Origin of the sequence: Empedobacter brevis NBRC 14943 = ATCC 43319 (assembly GCF_000382425.1) — a bacterium.
Taxonomy (GTDB): Bacteria; Bacteroidota; Bacteroidia; order Flavobacteriales; family Weeksellaceae; genus Empedobacter; species Empedobacter brevis.
Window position 1 is genome coordinate 1 of record NZ_KB908308.1, and the last position, 18,666, is coordinate 18,666.

General features: G+C 39.6%; 16 protein-coding genes. 2 read left to right on the forward strand and 14 right to left on the reverse strand.

Annotation, left to right across the window (positions count from 1 at the left end):
• From H277_RS0117840 to H277_RS0117850, 3 genes are all read right to left on the reverse strand, one after another.
• A partial coding sequence (locus H277_RS0117840) for a metallophosphoesterase family protein (RefSeq protein ID WP_019976992.1) occupies window positions 1–295 on the reverse strand: 295 nt, incomplete at its 3' end.
• Between the two features lie 31 nt (window positions 296–326).
• The gene (locus H277_RS0117845; RefSeq protein ID WP_019976993.1) at window positions 327–794 is read right to left on the reverse strand and encodes a DUF6428 family protein; all 468 of its coding nucleotides are present in this window, start codon (window positions 792–794) and stop codon (window positions 327–329) included.
• A gap of 70 nt (window positions 795–864) precedes the next feature.
• On the reverse strand, window positions 865–1,197 hold the full coding sequence (locus H277_RS0117850; RefSeq protein WP_019976994.1) for an ArsR/SmtB family transcription factor: 333 nt from the start codon (window positions 1,195–1,197) through the stop codon (window positions 865–867).
• Window positions 1,198–1,416: 219 nt separating this feature from the next.
• Here H277_RS0117850 and H277_RS0117855 point away from each other — a divergent pair, with 219 nt between their 5' ends.
• Window positions 1,417–1,854 (forward strand): DUF1896 domain-containing protein, encoded by a 438-nt coding sequence (locus H277_RS0117855; RefSeq protein ID WP_019976995.1) that lies wholly within the window; start codon window positions 1,417–1,419, stop codon window positions 1,852–1,854.
• Window positions 1,841–7,252 (forward strand): N-6 DNA methylase, encoded by a 5,412-nt coding sequence (locus H277_RS0117860; RefSeq protein WP_019976996.1) that lies wholly within the window; start codon window positions 1,841–1,843, stop codon window positions 7,250–7,252. Before H277_RS0117855 ends, H277_RS0117860 begins: the two co-directional genes overlap by 14 nt.
• Window positions 7,253–7,484: 232 nt before the next feature.
• Here the strand turns inward: H277_RS0117860 and H277_RS0117865 are convergent, their stop codons facing one another.
• The 11 genes from H277_RS0117865 to H277_RS0117915 all read right to left on the reverse strand — a co-directional run bounded on the left by H277_RS0117865 (window position 7,485) and on the right by H277_RS0117915 (window position 18,658).
• Entirely contained in the window at window positions 7,485–10,004 is a 2,520-nt protein-coding gene (locus tag H277_RS0117865) for a cation-translocating P-type ATPase (RefSeq protein ID WP_019976997.1), read from the reverse strand.
• A gap of 153 nt (window positions 10,005–10,157) precedes the next feature.
• Window positions 10,158–11,000 carry an RteC domain-containing protein gene (locus tag H277_RS0117870; protein ID WP_019976998.1) on the reverse strand — a complete coding sequence of 281 codons (843 nt, stop codon included), beginning with the start codon at window positions 10,998–11,000 and terminating at the stop codon, window positions 10,158–10,160.
• Window positions 11,001–11,087: 87 nt separating this feature from the next.
• A complete protein-coding gene (locus H277_RS0117875; protein ID WP_019976999.1) occupies window positions 11,088–11,690 on the reverse strand; it encodes an HD domain-containing protein in 603 nt (200 codons plus the stop codon).
• Between the two features lie 76 nt (window positions 11,691–11,766).
• Window positions 11,767–12,456 carry a VIT1/CCC1 transporter family protein gene (locus tag H277_RS0117880; RefSeq protein ID WP_019977000.1) on the reverse strand — a complete coding sequence of 230 codons (690 nt, stop codon included), beginning with the start codon at window positions 12,454–12,456 and terminating at the stop codon, window positions 11,767–11,769.
• Window positions 12,457–12,491: 35 nt separating this feature from the next.
• Window positions 12,492–13,064, reverse strand: coding sequence for a cytochrome b/b6 domain-containing protein (locus tag H277_RS0117885; RefSeq protein WP_019977001.1), 573 nt, complete (start codon window positions 13,062–13,064; stop codon window positions 12,492–12,494).
• Window positions 13,065–13,067: 3 nt separating this feature from the next.
• Window positions 13,068–13,823, reverse strand: a complete 756-nt coding sequence (locus H277_RS0117890) for a phosphatase PAP2 family protein (protein ID WP_019977002.1) — start codon at window positions 13,821–13,823, stop codon at window positions 13,068–13,070.
• Window position 13,824: 1 nt separating this feature from the next.
• Window positions 13,825–15,003 (reverse strand): DUF3570 domain-containing protein, encoded by a 1,179-nt coding sequence (locus H277_RS0117895; RefSeq protein WP_019977003.1) that lies wholly within the window; start codon window positions 15,001–15,003, stop codon window positions 13,825–13,827.
• A gap of 32 nt (window positions 15,004–15,035) precedes the next feature.
• Entirely contained in the window at window positions 15,036–15,254 is a 219-nt protein-coding gene (locus tag H277_RS0117900) for a DUF4266 domain-containing protein (RefSeq protein WP_019977004.1), read from the reverse strand.
• Complete coding sequence (locus tag H277_RS0117905; RefSeq protein WP_019977005.1) at window positions 15,251–16,180, reverse strand: FAD:protein FMN transferase; 930 nt, start codon at window positions 16,178–16,180, stop codon at window positions 15,251–15,253. Before H277_RS0117905 ends, H277_RS0117900 begins: the two co-directional genes overlap by 4 nt.
• Window positions 16,177–16,617 carry a thioredoxin family protein gene (locus tag H277_RS0117910; RefSeq protein WP_019977006.1) on the reverse strand — a complete coding sequence of 147 codons (441 nt, stop codon included), beginning with the start codon at window positions 16,615–16,617 and terminating at the stop codon, window positions 16,177–16,179. The genes H277_RS0117905 and H277_RS0117910 overlap by 4 nt, the downstream gene beginning before the upstream one ends.
• Window positions 16,618–16,687: 70 nt before the next feature.
• Entirely contained in the window at window positions 16,688–18,658 is a 1,971-nt protein-coding gene (locus tag H277_RS0117915) for an LTA synthase family protein (RefSeq protein ID WP_033422802.1), read from the reverse strand.
• Window positions 18,659–18,666: the final 8 nt, after the last annotated feature.

Genomic DNA, 18,666 nt, shown 5'->3' on the forward strand with positions numbered 1-18,666 from the left:
TCATAATAGAGTTGGTAAAGGAAATAGATACGCTGCCATTGCCTTTTTCACTATCGGTTTTATAAGCACATCCGCAATCATTGCTCATACGCCCGATGCCAAAATCATAATTCCCTGCAATGGTTGGTATTTTCCTTTTACGGATTTCGTTCACTACTTCATTTGCCCAAATGTTATAGCCTACCAAATCGCCTAAGCAATAAATACTGTCGGGATTTCTTTTTTCTACATCTTCAAAAAATGCCTCTAATGCAGGTAGATTGGCGTGAATGTCACTGAATAATGCAATTTTCATTTTGTCTGATTTTTATATGATAGTTTTTAGTTTAACAGCATCCTGAATTTGGTGTACAGCAAGCATTATCTTTTAATTCTGCCAAGTTTACTTTTTGTTTTTCAGCAGGAATGCCACAGGCATCATTTGCCAAGCAAGCCGTTGTTTTACTTTTTAGTACGAATGTTTTTCCGTTGAAATCCAAATCATATTTACCAATCGTTTCGCTTTGGTATTCTACTTCTATTTCAGCATCTTCAATACCCAATTTTTCTTCAGATAGTTTGATAATGTTTAATAATTTGGTTGGCTTTAATCTGTGTTCAAAATCGTTAGCATTCCATAATTGGAAATTGACAACTTTTTCATTTCTGATTGTTCCGCCACAATCAATAAAATTCTTATTGATTTGTCCAACTTCGGTAACGTGGAAATGTTCGGGAACAAGCGTTCCGTTCTCTAACTTAAATTCAACATTCTCTAATCTTGGCAAGATTTCTTTGATTTTTGATAGTTTCATATTAACTGAATTTTAAGTAGTACAATAAATGTTATATTGCAATATAACGATGTTAAATATTAAAAAAATGCTATGAGTAGCACTTGGTTACTTTTACCTCCTGATTGAAAAACGCATTAAATTCCTCTTGAATTTCATTCCATACTTTTTCATCAATACAATAGCAAACAGATTTTCCCTCAATGGTTCCCTGAACGATACCGATGTTTTTTAATTCCTTTAGATGTTGTGAAATGGTTGCCTGTGCCAACCCTAATTCCTCAACCAAATCGTTACAGATGCAGGCATCTTGATTGATGATATATTGAAGTATAGCAACCCTTGCAGGATGTGCCAAAACTTTAAATCGAGAAGCCAGCTTATTCTGTTGGTCTGTAAATATTTCTGATTTGGTAAGTCCCATTAGTTTACATTTTTACATCGCAATATTACGATAATAAATTTAAACACAAAAGTAGTTTATGAAAAAATATTCAAATCTTAATTCTTTTCAAGTTTCTATTTCAATTTACTAAGTGGTAAAAACCTACCTCTCAAAGCCAAACCCTGCCACTTCTGCAAAGGGGCTTATCTACTGCTATAATTTTAGGCTTCAAGCAAAATTCTAAACAAAAATTATAGTATGGATACACAGCAAAAAGACTTATCGTATTTCAGGTTACGACTGCAAGAATTATTAAACACCAGCTTCCCCGAAAAAGCAAACGACCAAAAATTTATTGAGCAACGTTCTTCGTGGGCTGCCAATGCCTACGAGGGTGCTTTTAGTTTAGGAAATGCAGTTGAACAATGCAACGAAATAGCCAACTACATTCTGTTTGAGGGCTTGCACTTCTCCAAATTCGACACCGTTTTTCAGGTAGTATGCAATGAGTTTGATACCATAATGGCAGATGAGGAACTGCGACCGTTCGCCGTGAAAATGTTCCCGGTTTGTGAGCCTGTTTTCTCCGGCTACCAACTAACCGATGATTTCGCTTATAACACAGAGTACGACCTGCTCTATACCGAAATAACCGGAACCATCGCAATATGGATAGAGGAAAATGGGCTTCAGTAAACGCCAACATCTCCAACAGAACATTGATGCCCTACGAATTGCTTTTAAACTTGAAAAGGAGAAACGACAAGCCACCGTAGGCGAAAGACTGCTAATGATGCAATACAGCGGATTTGGCGGTCTTAAATTCGTTCTGAACCCCATAGCGAATGAAATAGACATCAATCATTGGAGAAAGACCGAACACGACTTTTTTCCGATTACGCAGGAACTCCACCAGCTACTCAAAGAAAATTCCGAAGACGAGAAACAATATCGCAGGTATGTGGACAGTATGAAAAGCTCCGTAATGACAGCTTTTTATACACCGCCACAGGTAATAGATGCGATTTCCGCAACCTTGCGTGAAAGCGGTCTGAACATTGATAAATTCCTCGAACCCTCCGCAGGTATCGGCTCATTCGTACAATCCTTTTCAGAAAATGGGCAAAGTGTTACCGCTTATGAAAAAGACTTACTGACAGGCAAGATTTTAAAACAGCTTTATCCCGATAGCAATATCCGTGTAAGTGGCTTTGAGGAAATTCCCGAAAAGGAACAAAACAGCTATGATGTTGTCGCAAGTAACATTCCATTCGGCGATACTTCCGTGTTTGACCTTTCCTATTCCCGAAGCAGGGACAGTGCAAAAGTACAGGCTGCCCGAAGCATACACAACTACTTTTTCCTGAAAGGGGCTGATATGCTCCGTGAGGGCGGTTTGCTGGTTTACATTACTTCACAGGGCATTCTCAACAGCCCGAAGAACGAACCGATAAGGAGGGCGTTGATGCGGGATAATAATTTGGTTTCGGTTGTCCGTTTACCCAACAACCTGTTTACGGAATATGCAGGTACGGAAGTCGGAAGCGACCTCATCATACTGCAAAAAAATACGGCAAAACAAAATCTGACCGAAAGGGAAGATCTGTTTTGCCGAAGCAGCCAAACAGAATACAATACACCGGGCAATGCACTCTTTCAGGACAGCACAAGAATTGTGCATACCGACCGTAAATTAGATACCGACCCTTACGGGCAACCTGCCCTAATCTATACGCATAAAGACGGCGTTAACGGAATTGCCAAAGACCTCAAACAAATGCTTACGGATGATTTTGGAAAGCACCTGAATTTGAATTTATACAAAGGCGAACGGAACGATGAGCCTGTTATACAAATTCCGATTGAACCAAAGGTTACACCTCCACCTGTAAGCGTTCTACCCGAAATACAACCTCTATCTGCACCGATAATCAATCGGGAAAGCCCGCAGGAATTAAAACAGTTAAGCATTTTTGACCTGTTTGAAAATATAAACGAACCCGTAGCAGTTCTTGCTTCGCCCAAAAGAACGACACAAGTTAAAAGGCAAAGCACCAATAAAAGAAGAGGTGCAATAAATCGCCAGACCGACTTGTTCAGTGCGATGCAGCAACCTTATACGCCTCCGATTACCAATAGAACTGCCAACGGAAGCACATCAACCAACGGTAAAAAACAAGAAGCCATCGGCGACCTGTTTTCACAAATAAACGGGAATGGCCAAGCTGATAAGCCAGCCGTTCCCAATACCATTCCCGAGCCTGCTCCTTATAGTGGCGAACTGCAATCGTACCACCGTAACAATTGTCTTGTTGTGGATAATGGTTGGGTCGGTCATCTGCAAGATGTAGATACATCAGACGGTACGGCAGTTTTCCACCCTTTAGCTTTACCGACCTTACAGAAAGCAAGAGCCGAAACATACATTGCTGTACGTGATGTTTACCAAGAGCTTTACAATAAAGAGGCAAAGTTTCAGACCGAATACAAGGAAGAAAGGAAAACCCTTAACCGCCTTTACGATGCCTTTGTCAAAAGGTACGGAAACTTAAATAGTGCGGATAATATCAAGCTCATCAAAACAGATAGTTCCGGTAAGGAACTCCCTTATTTGGAGCGTGTCGTTGGTGGCGTAACCCACAAGGCGGATATATTCAGCCGTCCTGTAAGTTTTTCTACCATAACCATAGCAACGGACAATCCCGAAGAAGCGTTAGCGGCTTCGCTGAACAAATACGGAAGCGTTGATTTGGACTATATGTCCGAAATCAGCGGTATGACGGACGATGCTTTGAAAGAAGCCTTACACGGTCGCATTTACTACAATCCTTTGCAAAATGAATATGAAATATCCGAACGCTGGATTGCAGGAAACGTAGTAGAGAAAGCCCAAGAGGTACAGAACTACATTGAAAACAATCCCAATGATACCGAAGCCAAAACAAGCCTTATCGTTTTGGAAGAAGCCCGACCAAGACGAATTGAGTTTGAGGAACTCGATTTTAATTTGGGCGAACGCTGGATACCCACTGGCATTTATGCCCGCTTTGCTTCACATCTTTTTGATACGGAGGTTCTCGTTCATTACTCTGAAAGTTCCGATGACTTTTCAGTAAAGTGCGACCGTAAGAATTTGCATATATGGGAAAAATACGCTGTCAAAGCTGAAAGCAGAACGTTTGACGGGATTGCCCTGCTCAAACACGCCCTTGTCAATACCACGCCTGATATTACTAAGAAAATTAAGGTTGGCGACCAAGAGGTCAAGGTGCGGGATATGGAAGCCATACAAATGGCGAATACCAAGATTGACGAAATCCGTACCGCCTTTACCGAATGGCTCCACGCCCAAAATGATGAGTTTAAAAACAGGCTGACCGACCAATACAACGATACTTTTAACTGCTTTGTCCGACCAAACTATGACGGCAGCCATCAGGACTTTCCGGGATTAGACCGTAAGGCATTGGGCATTGAAGACCTGTATTCAAGCCAAAAGGACACGGTTTGGATGATAAAGCTGAACAACGGTGCTATCTGCGACCACGAAGTAGGTGCAGGAAAAACGTTGGTTATGTGTACGGCAGCACAGGAAATGAAGCGTTTGGGACTGGCACACAAACCGATGATTATCGGGCTGAAAAGCAATGTTCACGAAATTGCCGAAGCGTACCGCACTGCTTACCCACACGCTAAAATTCTATTTCCGGGCAAGGAAGATTTTACGCCACAAAAACGCCTGCGGATTTTTGGCGACATTAAAAACAACGATTGGGATTGTGTGATACTGACACACGACCAATTCGGGATGATACCGCAATCGCCAGAAATGCAAAAGGAAATTCTCCAAATTGAGTTAGATAGCGTAGAACGAAACCTCGATGCGTTGCAATCGCGAGGAAAAGAGGTTACAAGAGGGATGCTTGCCGGAGTAATCAAGCGGAAAGAAAATCTCGAAGTAAAATTAAAAACCCTGCAACACGATATTGAAAACCGCAAAGATGATGTAGTGGACTTTAAGATGATGGGCATTGACCATTTGTTCGTAGATGAAAGCCACCAATTCAAAAATCTGATGTTCAACACAAGGCATACAAGGGTTGCGGGATTGGGAAACGTGGACGGAAGCCTAAAAGCAATGAACCTGCTCTTTGCAATCCGCACCATTCAGGAACGTATTAATGCAGATATGGGAGCAACCTTTCTTTCGGGTACAACTATCAGCAACTCATTAACCGAACTGTACCTGCTGTTCAAATACCTGCGACCAAGAGCAATGGAAAAACAAGGCATTCATTCTTTTGATGCGTGGGCAGCCATCTATGCAAGGAAAACGACCGATTATGAATTTTCGGTTGCCAATAACATTGTAGCAAAAGAACGCTTCCGCTACTTTATCAAGGTGCCGGAATTGGCTCAATTCTATTCTGAAATTACAGATTACAGAACGGCAAAAGATATAGGTATTGACCGACCGAATAAGAATGAGATATTATATAATATTCCGCCCACTCCAGACCAGTCTGCATTTATTCAAAAATTGATGGATTTTGCAAAAACGGGAAATGCCGAGTTGCTCGGAAGACCACCGTTGTCGCAAAGCGAAGAAAAGGCGAAGATGCTCATCGCTACGGATTACGCCCGCAAAATGTCACTCGATATGCGGATGGTAAATGGAAAATATGAAGACCATCCCGATAGCAAAGCTTCGCATTGTGCTGCAACTATTGCTAAATATTACAACCAATACAATGCACAGAAAGGAACGCAGTTCGTTTTTTCCGATTTGGGAACTTACAAACCAAACGAATGGAATGTTTATTCAGAAATCAGACGCAAACTTGTGGAAGACCACGGCATCCCTGCACACGAAGTCCGTTTTATACAGGAAGCCAAAAATGACAAGCAGCGTAAGGAGCTTATCAAAGGAATGAACGAGGGTAAAATACGTGTGCTGTTCGGTTCTACAAGTATGTTGGGGACAGGTGTGAACGCACAAAAAAGAGCCGTTGCCGTTCATCATTTAGATACACCGTGGCGACCGAGCGACCTTGCCCAAAGGGTCGGTCGGGCTGTTCGTAAAGGCAATGAGATTGCCAAGTTCTTTGCCGATAACAAAGTAGATGTGATCATCTATGCCGTAGAAAAATCATTGGATAGCTACAAGTTCAACCTGTTGTATAATAAACAGCTATTTATAGACCAATTAAAAAACAATAACCTCGGCAAACGTACCATTGACGAAGGCAGTATGGACGAAAAATCGGGAATGAATTTTTCGGAATATGTGGCTATCCTATCAGGAAATACCGACCTTTTGGATAAAGCCAAATTAGAAAAACAGATTGCCGGACTGGAAAGCGAAAAACAGGCGTTCAACCGTTCCAAGTTCAGTGCCAAATACAAGCTGCAAGACTTTACGGAATTGCTCGAAAGTGCACAATCCCGTTTTAACCGAATGACAACCGATTGGGGAAATTTAAAGCAACGCATACAAAAGCGTTCTGACGGTACTATTGCAAACCCTGTTCTGCTGGACGGCTTGCCACTCAATGCGGATATAAAACAAATCGGTGCAAAGCTCAACCAGCTTGCGGACAAAGCCCGCACCGGGGGGCAGTATGAAGAAATCGGTACGTTGTACGGATTTACGCTGTTGGTAAAAACCGAAATGTCCGAAAAAGAGGGCGTGGATATTCGTGTAAACCGATTTTTGGTGCAGGGCGAGGGCAATATCAAATACACCTACAACAACGGTTTAATCGCTAAAGATGAAAAGCTGGCGGCTACGAACTTCCTTAATGCACTGGAGAAGTTGCCAGGCTATATACAGCAGGAGCAAAAGAAAATTGCGGAAATACAAAAGGATTTACCTGTTCTTCAGGAAGTGGTAAACGGTACGTGGTCTAAAGAAAGTCGATTGGGCGAACTCAAAACGGAACTGGCTGCCGTTGAACGAAAGATACAGTTGTCTATCACGCCTGACCCCAAAGAGGAACCTGCGGAACAAACCGAAAAACAAAAAGAAACTTCAAATATTTCGGAGAGTATTGTAAGGACAAAAGGTATTCATTTACCCCGTGGGGTTTTATAAGAAAGTCATTCCCTGTCACCCTGCTCGTCCATTTTCTTGAAAGCCCGTCACTCATGGAATTTTGTCCTATTGGTTTTCCTGTTCCGCAATTCAAGGTATGTAGGATAAAAGTCACCGCAGCAGCAGTTTCAATTTGGTTAGTACTGTTTTGAGCTTGGTAAATTTTTTTAAAAATGAGCATCGCTTTAATCCTTATCTAATGCAGAATGTTATACCGGATATGTACCTTTCACTATAACATAAGCGTTGATTTTTTCATTCTTCTAAACAATTTATAAATTTCAAACCACAAAACTGAAACCGCTGCTACCGATAATGTCATCCCTAACTCCTGTAAGTCCAATCCGGTTACGTGAAAGAAATTGGCAGCAGGTGCAATATACAGTATGACAAAAAGTAATACCAAAGTTAGACCAATAATAACCGGGAAGAGGGGATTCTTATTCTTGAAGCTGTCAAACACACTGTAAGAGAAGGAACGGTTAACGAGGCTCAACAATATATTTGCCAAAATCAGTGTGGTAAAAACCATTGCCCTTGTTTTTTCTTCGCTGCCACCATGCTGAACAGACCATTGATAGGCAAATAATACGCCCGCTGTGATGACTAACCCTTGTATAATGCTGATGGCCAACTCACGCAGGTTCAAAAAGGTATCGGTCATTGTTCTGGGTGGCTGTTGCATTGTATTTTTCTCCATCGGTTCGTTTTCATAGACAATGGAGCAGGTAGGTCCCATCACCAATTCCAGAAAGATAACGTGTACAGGTGTAAATATCTGGGGAAATATCCAGCCTAAAAATAAAGGCAAAGATACCGTCAGTATAATTGGTATATGGATAGAAATGATGTACTGTATAGCTTTTTTGATATTGGCATAAATCCTTCTTCCGGCAGCAATACCTATCACTAATTTTTCAAGGTCGTCATTGGTTATCACCAAAGATGCGGCTGCTTTTGCAATTTCTGTTCCTTTGTTGCCCATTGCCACGCCTATATGAGCTGCTTTAAGAGCAGGGCCGTCGTTTACACCATCACCCAGCATCGCCACCACTTCACCTTTCTTTTTCAGTGCATTCACCACGCTAAGTTTAGCTTCGGGAAACATCCGGGTAAATAAAACGGTGCGTTCAGCCACCGGTATTAATTCTTCTTCCGGGTAAGCCGCCACATCGTTTCCGTTCAGGACTTCAGCCGTATTGACGATACCTGCTTGGGAGGAGATACTGCGTGTTGTATCAGCATTATCTCCCGTGATTACCTTCACCTTGATGCCTGCTTCATAAATATGACGGAATACTTCCCGTATCCCTTCCTTCGGAGGATCATAGAACACAACCAATCCCAAAAATTCAAATTCAAAATCCTGTTGTCTTTCCGGAAAATCATTGCCTTCAAAATCGGATTTGGCTACTCCTAACACCCGGTATCCCTGCTGCCCGAACTCCCTGATAAGGCCTCTGATTTTGTCCTTTTCGGTATCCGAGAGCGTAGCGATAGCAAGAATAGCTTCGGGAGCTCCTTTGGCAGCTATAATTCTTTCTTTTTCTGAATTTTCGAAAAGATGCGTCATCATAGGTGGTTTACCTTCCAATGGATATTCGTGGAACATCTGGTAATCTTTTCTTACATCGTCTCTTTGTGTCTGTTCATACACCTGGTGAAGCGTTTTTTCCATCGGGTCAAACGGAACGGGTTCGCTACTCCACATCGCATAGTCTATCAATGCTGCCAGTTCGGGGTTGGCAAATTCTTTTTCATCAAAAGTTTTGTCAGACCGGTAATCATATAACTGTTTAAGCTGCATAGAATTTTCGGTAATGGTACCTGTTTTATCGCTACAGATAACCGTGGTGCTGCCTAATGTTTCCACGATACTGCTTCTTTTGATGATGATGCCCTCCCGCATCAGCTTCCAGGCACCCAAAGCCATAAACGTGGTGAATGCAACGGGAATTTCTTCGGGAAGGACAGACATCGCCAGGGTAAGACCGTTCAACAGACTGTCAACAAGATTACCCGTCCGTATGAAACTGAACACCCAAACCATTAGAAAAATGAGGATACCGGCAACAGCCATCCATTTTACAAATTTTCGTATCTGAACCTGCAATGGTGAAATTTCTTCTTTTATCGTCAGGATAGATTCGCCGATCTTGCCGATTTGCGTTTGTTTTCCAATCTGTTCTACTTCAAAGACCGCCAATCCCGAAACGGCAATCGTTCCGCTAAAAATTTTATTATTCCCTGGGTCACTGTTTTTGAATACAGAAAAACTCTCACCGGTTAATGATGCTTCATTGACTGAAAAGTCATTACTGTGGACAATCCGCCCGTCGGCATTGATGATCCTTCCTTCTTCCGTAATGCACAAATCGCCTATGACAATATCATGCGTAGCTATTTTGACCACTTCCGAATTTCTGATTACCGTGCTCAGCGGTTCATTCAGCTTTTCTAATTCCTCCAGTGCTTTTTTGCTGCGGTTGTCCTGGTAAAAGGAAATAGCAGATACGGCAATAATGGCCATAAACATAAACAGTGCTTCGCCATAATCGCCTACGAGCACGTAGATAATTGAAATAGCAAAGAGCAGGATTAGCATTGGCTCTTTCAATATGTTGATCAACATATCCAGCAGGGAATTTTTGCCAATTGCCTCCATCTGGTTGTAGCCATACCGCTCCCGGGAAACCTTTACCTCGTTTTCCGTCAGCCCTTTTAGATGATTGGGTACATTATAAGTTGTCATATTTTTAAAATTATTGTTTATTAAATAGTATCGGCATTAAGAGCTATTCTTGATAACAGCTTTCACGAACGCAGAGAAAGTAAGCTGGTAAAACATTTAATATATTAATATTTAAAATACAATAAGTATCTTTTATTGCAATTAAAATCAATTCTATTTTTCTTCTTGCTCATCCATTCTCCGTAACAGTCCTTCTTTTAGAGTATCAATAAATTTGGTTCGGTTAGTTTTTCTATTGCGAAGTTCTAAAAAGGTATGGTAAAAATCTCCCAAATTAACATTGAATGTCTGCTCAAAATAAGTCGCAATTACTTTGATGTCTATGGTTCCATTACCAAAAACCCCTTGAGTGTGTAATGCGTAAATTAATTCAATCAGTGCTGTTTTACTTGCTGTCCACACTAACGTAGATTTGATTTTTTCCGCACTTTTCAGTGTGCTGTATCTAATATTATTAGAAAGATTATCCTCCAAATAAACCTGTATTAAGTCGTTCGCAATAATTTTGGCGACCTTATAATCATGGGATGTTGAAAAACTATGATCAGATTCAAAATAGTAGGTATCCAAACTTAACTTAATATCATACTTCCCACGAACGAAATATTTGTGGTCAAGATAAGTGCTGTTGGTTCGATAATACTTATAGAATTCAAGATTATTATCAAAAAATCTTTTAAGATTAAATAACTCGTTGTTTAAATGTGTTTCAATTACCTTTTCACCACCATAGGGCTTTTTGGTTTCTATCTTGTAGATAGAATTATAATAAATTAGTTTAGAAAGTACATTAGGCTTCAAATGTTTGAAAAAATGGATTTCTTCCTCAATGTCTTTAAAACCACGTTTTAATACAACTTGTTTTAATTTAGCTATTTTGTCTATAGTTAAGCCAATAGCTTTTTCGCATAATGCTAAAGAGTCATTAAATTCGATAGATAACTCATTAATCTCGTCATCTAAATCTCTAATTATGTTTTTACAAAAATCGTTCATTTAAAAAGGTAGTATGATATGGCTATTCTTTAAAGGATTTTCCTTGCACTAAACCATAAATATTCAATAATAAAATTGTTTGGATTTTTAAAAAGCCTTTATCAAGCCTTCCAGATATTCTATATTGGCTTTCTTTCCGGTTAACAGCCTATCTTTGCAATATGCTGTATAAAAACAGTGTTTGTTGAGAAAGTCCAATGACTTCTGGAATTTATCTGGAATTATGTGCCCTGAGCGTTGCTCTGTTTCTTTCCATACAAGTTCATCCATTTGAGGGAAATCTTTGGTTCCTAAATGGTACACATCCGAATCTCGTAAAATATCTTCGATTAAATTGGTGGGTTTTGTATTTGCCTCTGTCGCCATAATCGCTTTGTTTATTTCCACTATAATACTGGCATCAATTTTATGGCTACGTAAAAATTGTTCCATAATAAATGTTCCTCTTTTTTCATGACCATCCATTGGCCCAAATAATTGACCGGTATCGTGAAACCATGCTGCTGCCAATAAAATAAATCTCTCCTTATTTTTCAAACGATAGAAATCTGCCATTTCAGCAGCATTTTTAACAACAGCCTTTGTGTGTTCCAGATTATGATAGCATAGTTCAGCGGTAGTCTTTGAATCAAATAGGCTTACTACATACTCCGCGATTCTTTTTAAATAATTTTGCTTTGATATATCCATAGTATCAATGTTTTATTAAATTGACATTACATTAGGACTAAAATCCGAATGTTCCTTTGATGCTGCCGTTCCTATTTTAGGAAATATTTACGCCAAAAATATATCCCACCAAAGCCGAGGCTAGCATTGCGGTTGTTCCCCAAAAACAAATTCTGCCTATTGCTTTTTTGAGATTGGAACCGCCTGCATTTGCTGCAATAGTTCCAAGCAATACCAAAAACAAAAGCGAGAAAATATATTGACAATAAATCATCGCTTTTACCGGGGCTATAAGCGTAACCAGAAAGGGTAATGCCGCCCCTATAATAAAGGAAGCAAAAGAAGCCAATGCTGCCTGAAATGGCTTTGCTTCTGTAATTTCATTTATACCTAACTCATCTCTTGCGTGGGCACCCAAAGCATCGTGTGCTGTTAATTGCCGGGCTACCTGTAATGCCAATTGTTCGTCTAATCCTCTTTTTTGATAAACTTTTGCCAGTTCTTTTAATTCAATTTCAGGCATTTCTATTAATTCTCTTTGCTCTCTCTCTAAATCTGCATTTTCTAAATCTGCCTGAGAACTTACCGACACATATTCACCTGCGGCCATAGACATTGCACCAGCAATAGCTCCTGCAAGTGCCGCTAAAATGATTGTTTCACGAGAATCACTTGCAGCCGCCACACCGATAATGATACTGCTTGTAGAAAGAATACCGTCATTCGCACCAAGTACCGCCGCTCTGAGCCACCCGGCTTTATTTACATAATGTTTTTCCAATTCCATTTTTGTAATTATTTATATAGTTTATATTATTTTTATTATCCTCCAATCATTTTAGACACAATGCCTTTTTTGCTGGTTAACTCACCAATTACAATTCCGCCAAAATGCAATAAAATGAATATCGGAAACCAATAAATGGCCCACTTATGAACAGCTTCCATCGGTTCTTTCCATTGACCGTCCACCCATTTCAGGTAAAATCCTGTAACAATAGAAACGGCGATGAACAGATAAAAAATTACATAAATAAATCCTTGCATTCTTTCCTTTACTGATTGGGATTTCTTCAACGGATTAGGAAATTTAATTCCCTTTACGAGCATATAAATTATCCTTACTAAGAATGCCAGAAACATAATGTAGGCAGCATATTCATGCCATTCCCACATCGGTTTCTGAATGCTTTTTACGATAGGTATTATCTGTCCCTTTTCAAGTGAAATGTTGTGGCTTTGCATCTCGGTTTCAACCGTATCTATAATTGTTTTTTTGCTCATCCAGTACATCCGTAAAAATCCGGTAATAAATAAAATAGACATTAATAGTGCAACAGACCAGTGTAAAATCCGGTGAATTACTGTAAACTGATTTTTGTTTTCTGTTTTCATTTTTTAAAATGTTTTAATGATTGCTAATCCAAATTGTTTTGTTTGATAAGTGGGTAGTATAACCAGTGATGCCTGATTCTTTTTATTGGCAAACCATTTTGAAATGGTCGGAAACAACCAATACGCCACTTCTGTCGATAGAATGCCAATGCCTGCTCCGGCAATTACGTCGCCAACCCAATGTTTGTCATTAAAAATCCGGTAGATGCCTGTCATGGCAGCAATCGGATAGCCGGAAATACCCAACCAAAAATTGGTTTCATTATATTCCCTGAACATAAAATGTGCTGATGAAAAAGCCGTTGCCGTATGTCCGGAAGGGAAGGAAGTCTTACTGGAACCATCCGGACGTTCCTCGCCAACCAACTGTTTGGTGGGCAAAACCATTGCCGCTGATATGAGTTGGGAGGTTGCATATATGATTGTTCTGTCCTTAAAATTATGTTTTCCTTTTACCCCCGACAGATTGAGTCCATAGACTGCAATAGCAGGAGCATACTGCATGTAGTTGTCAATCTTAGCACCAGGCAAAATATGTTCCCTGCTCTCGTGACGGGTAGATTGGTTAAGTGTTTTCAAACCATCTGACATTAGACTTAAAACACCATAAGAAACCAAAATTGTGGGAATGATGAGCTTCTTAGTGGAAAACTGATAAGCAGGATTGGTTGTTTTAGACAAAATGCTGCTATCTGCTTCTATGTTTTGAGAAAAAAGCAAGGTTGGAAATAGAAGAAATATTAAGAAAACACGCTTCATTTTATTTAAACTTAAGGTTCAATGAAATGATATCACCCTTCATACCGGTTGTTTTTGTATAATGCCCATAGCGTATTTCAATCATATTGAATTTTGAGATTCCAAATAATCCGTTGGGAAGATTGAACCGGGCACCCATACCAAAGAACTGGCTGTTAAATCCGGACAGATCATAATTGCTGGTATAAAACCCGTTGGATTCGTTGTGTGTTTGGTAGGCACCGAAATACTTTACCGCTGTCTGGGTATAATACCTGTAGAAAGGACTGAGGGAAACAAAAGGGGATAATTTTACCGGTGTTTCTATATTGAAAGTATGTGAATTTATACCCCAATTATCTGTATAATAGCGGTAATAGGTTCGGATAATGAACCGGTCACCCAAGAAATAATTGGCACGGAAACCCAAAGGGAGCTTGAACCGGTTATCAGGAAGTTTTTCCTGATGTACACTTCCATCCGAAAAATATACACGGTGAAACGGAAGGCTCAATAGTCCGTTTTGCTGAACGGCATCTACAAGAAATACGAGCTGTAAATTGGCATTGATAATCTGCGAATAAGAAAGTGATGCGGCAAAAGTATTCCGGCTATCAGTTCCATTATCTTCTGCCGTCCCTTGCCTCAATTCTATGGGAAGAATAAGTTTTACCTGATCGATATACGCATGAAGATTGGCTGTTAATTCTCCCATTTTATTGGTTGTTTTTTTGGAGAAACCAATATTTGCCCCAAAAGATTGATAGTCATATTCGGTGGAAGAAGACACACCTGCCATAAAACTGTTTCCCTTCTCTTCATTTTCTACCTGCCAGCTCAAGGAAGGATAAACTCGAATGTCCTGACTGGATGCTGAGGAATTGGCCTTGAGGTCTATCATATCCGAAGAGGCAGAAGTATAGTGGTCTATGCCCAATTCTGCCCCAAAAGAGTGTTTGCGTTTTTTCTTGTCATACCGGATGAGTTTAATGTTGATTATATTGGAAATATCGGTCAGCTTTTCTGTTCCGATACCTCCCGTTACCGCAGAATTGTTCCCATCCTGTTTGTAATAACTGGACACTAAATTCACTTCATCAACTTTTAATTTTCCGACCGATGCAGAATCTGTTTTTATTTGCTGTGCCTGGATTTGATAAAAACTAAAAAGTCCTAATGCACTAATATATATTCTTTTCATTTTTCATTGTTTGGGTTACTGTTTCACTGATTTTAATTACATCCACAACCCCCGCCACTTTTTCCGGCATTGGCTCCGGAGGCTCCTTCACGGTAAGATTGAAAGTTAAGTTCAGTTTTTTCTATGGTACGGTTGCTCAATACCATTTCGGCATCGTTGAGTTTGTTTTTCTGGTATTCTTTCACTGTGGTGCAGGAACCAAGCGATAATGTACCGATAGCACTTAGCAGGATTATTTTATTTGTTTTCATATTAAATTGATATTTTTTGAAGTGAATATTTTGTTTTTGTCATCTATGATGATGCATTCTATCTGATGGATTTGGTTTATCATTTCCAATCCTGCCTTAACGCCCATGATACTGATAGGGGTAGCCATAGCATCTGCGATTTCTGCATTGGGGCAAATAACCGTTACACTTTTTATCCCGGTAATAGGCATTCCTGTTTTCGGATTGATGGTGTGCGAGTATTTTTTACCGCCAACCTTCACATATTTTTCATAGTTTCCCGAGGTGGCAATGGCAGTGTCCGTAAGGTTCAAATAAGAAAATGGCAGCCGGGCCTGGTCCGGGTTGGCAATGCCTATTGTCCAGGGTTTACCATCGGCCTGTGTACCCCATACTGTTAAGTCTCCTGAAGCATTGATGATACCTGAACCTACACCTTGTTTTTGCAAAACATTCTTGGCCATTTCTGCGGCATAGCCTTTTCCAATACCACCGAAACCAATACGCATCCCTTTTTCTTTGAGATAGACGGTACTGTTCTCCCTGTTCAGGATTACATTTTGATAATTAATGAGATAAACCAGTTTTTTTGCCGTTTCGGCATCGGGCAGTCTGGTCATTGACCGATCAAAATTCCACAGACTTTTATCCACACCTCCGTAAGTGATGTCAAAAAAACCATTGGTAATACGGCTGATGCGGAGGCTTCTTTTTATCAGGTTGAAAACTTCTTCATCTACTTTCACCGCCTGTATTCCGGCATTGTTATTAATCAGGTTGGTCTGACTGTCCGTTTTAAAAGTGGTAAACAATTGCTCAATTCGCTTAATCTCCACAATGGCGGAATCAATTTGTTGATAGGCTAAAACCTCATCTGCTCCCACTACCGTGATTTCAAAGGCATTGCCCATCAGCTTTTCGGTTTTGCGAAATTCCTTTGTTGTCATTTTTTTACTTTTCTGTATAGGGTTATGATTTCGTTTGTAAACCCATCAACACCTTCTTTCGGGAGGCCTTCCCAGGTTTTGATTATTTTTCCATCCACATCCAGTAAAAGGGTATAAGGGAAAGCACCGCCGGGATTATATTTATCTGCCAAAGCTTCATTTTCCTTTATGGTTTGGGATAAGGGCTGGTTTTTCTTTTTTCTCGGAAAATCTGCATTTACATACACCAAAAGGCTGTCGGCCATTTGTTTGTAGGTTCCGTTTTCAAAAATGGTTTTGTGCATTTTGATGCAGGGTACACACCAATCTGAACCCGAAAAATTCAATAGAATCAATCGGTGCTGTTCTTTGGCTTGTTGTTTTGCGTTTTGTATCGCGGTCTGCCCAAATGCGTGGGACATCACCATCACATGGAGAATTAAGAGTATTTTTTTCATTGTTTTTAATTTTTATAAATGGTTTTTAACGATACTATTAGCGCTGAATTTTGCCGACAAAATATGCTGTCTAATGCTGCTTTTCCTTCATTCGTCCTTTTTTAAATCGCTCACTGGCTGTTTGATAAAAGGCTATTGTTTGAGTAATTAAAAAACGATTGTTGGTATCTTTAACCTCTGACATTGTTTTGCTCCGTTCATTCCAACGGAATTGTGTTACTCTTTTTTTATCATTCAGTTGTGTAAAAACGTTTCCTTTTAATAATCCAAGTGTTCTGTAGTTCCCAATAAATGCTCTTTCATCGCCAATTTTGGTTTGATTAATATCTTTGCCATAAAATGAAGACTTGTAATTCCAGTTTAAATATCCCAATAGCGTTGGCATGAGGTCGATTTGAGAAACCAACCGGTCTATTTGCGTATGCTCATGGTTCAGATTATAGATTATAGCCGGAATACGGTGCTTTTCAATGTTAATCTCCCACTTTCCGGCACTGCTTGCGCAATGGTCAGCGACGATTACGAAAACCGTATTTTTAAACCACGGTTTTGTTTTTGCCTGATTGATGAATTTGCCCAGTGCATAATCAGTATATTTTACAGCTCCATCTCTATCTCCTTGCGGTAAATCTATTTTTCCATTGGGGAAGGTGTAAGGTTTGTGGTTGGAAGAGGTCATTATAAACTGGAAAAACGGTTTATTCTGCTGAAACTCCAAATCGGCATTTTTGATGGATTGTTTGTAAATGTCCTCATCGCAAATACCCCAGGCATTTTCAAAGCTGACTTCGTTATCCTGAATAGGAAAACGCTGTGTATCAATATTATCAGATAGCGGATTCCCCCTGTCCCTATCAATAATATCAAAACCTTGTCCTCCGAAAAAAGTATTCATATTATCAAAATAACCATCTCCGCCATAAATGAAATTTAGCTGATACCCTTTTTCTTTTAACACCGTACCGATGGAATAAATGTTTTTATTATTCGGTCTTCGTACAATACTATTTCCAGGTGTTGGCGGAACCGACAGTGCTAAGGCTTCCATTCCACGAACCGTACGTGTTCCGGTTGCATACATATTTCTAAAAAATATGCTTTCATTTGCCATTGAATCATAATTTGGCGTAATATTTTTTTTATTACCAAAAGCAGACAGGAATTCAGCACTAAAACTTTCTATGGTAACCAAAATAATATTCGGATATTGAACCGGTTGCCCGTTCCCTTTGGTAATTCTCGAAATGGCGTCAAAATCCGTTGAAACATATTCTTGGTTTCCTTGCACTAATTCTTTTTTTAGAATAGTGTATGCATCGCGTTGTGACAGGGTCAGATAAAAAGCATCATAATCTAATTCATTAGACCTGAATGCAGCAAAAAAGGAAAAAATACCATTTTTGCTAAGCTCATTTACAGTTGTGTTTTTACTGAACTCCGCATTTTTATTGGTCAGGGAAATACCCAAAAGGGCGGTCGTTGCCAATAAGGCTGATGATACGACCAACCTTTTTTTAAAAGGCATTTTATTGGTAAAAGCAGCGCGGGAAATTTTCTTCTTATTTAGTAAAAACAAGGTTAATAGTACTAACAATAGCAATCCCCCGATCAGTAACGGTAAAGGATAGGATTCTTTAATGTTTTCTATAACTTCATACGTATAAATGAGATAATCTACTGCAATAAAATTAAATCGTGACCCAAATTCATCCCAAAACGGAAACTCTGCGACAGAACCAAAATAGGTGATAAAGAGCGTTACGATCAGTATGAAAAAAGTAAGTATTCTGTCCGCTATAGAACCAATAAAACAGGTTGGGAAAAGCAGCAGATAAACATTATAGAAAGTGGTAATAAATAAAGCAACCGTGATATCGTAACATAAGCCAATGGCGAATGTGCATAGCATATTATATACATGTCCGTCAAGATTATGAAAAGAAATAATGCTAAGTGTAAGCCTTATCAAAAAAGACGTAATAATGTAAATAATTATTGTTGAAAGCAGCAATCCATATCTGCTTAAAAATATTTTTTTCATAATTGAAT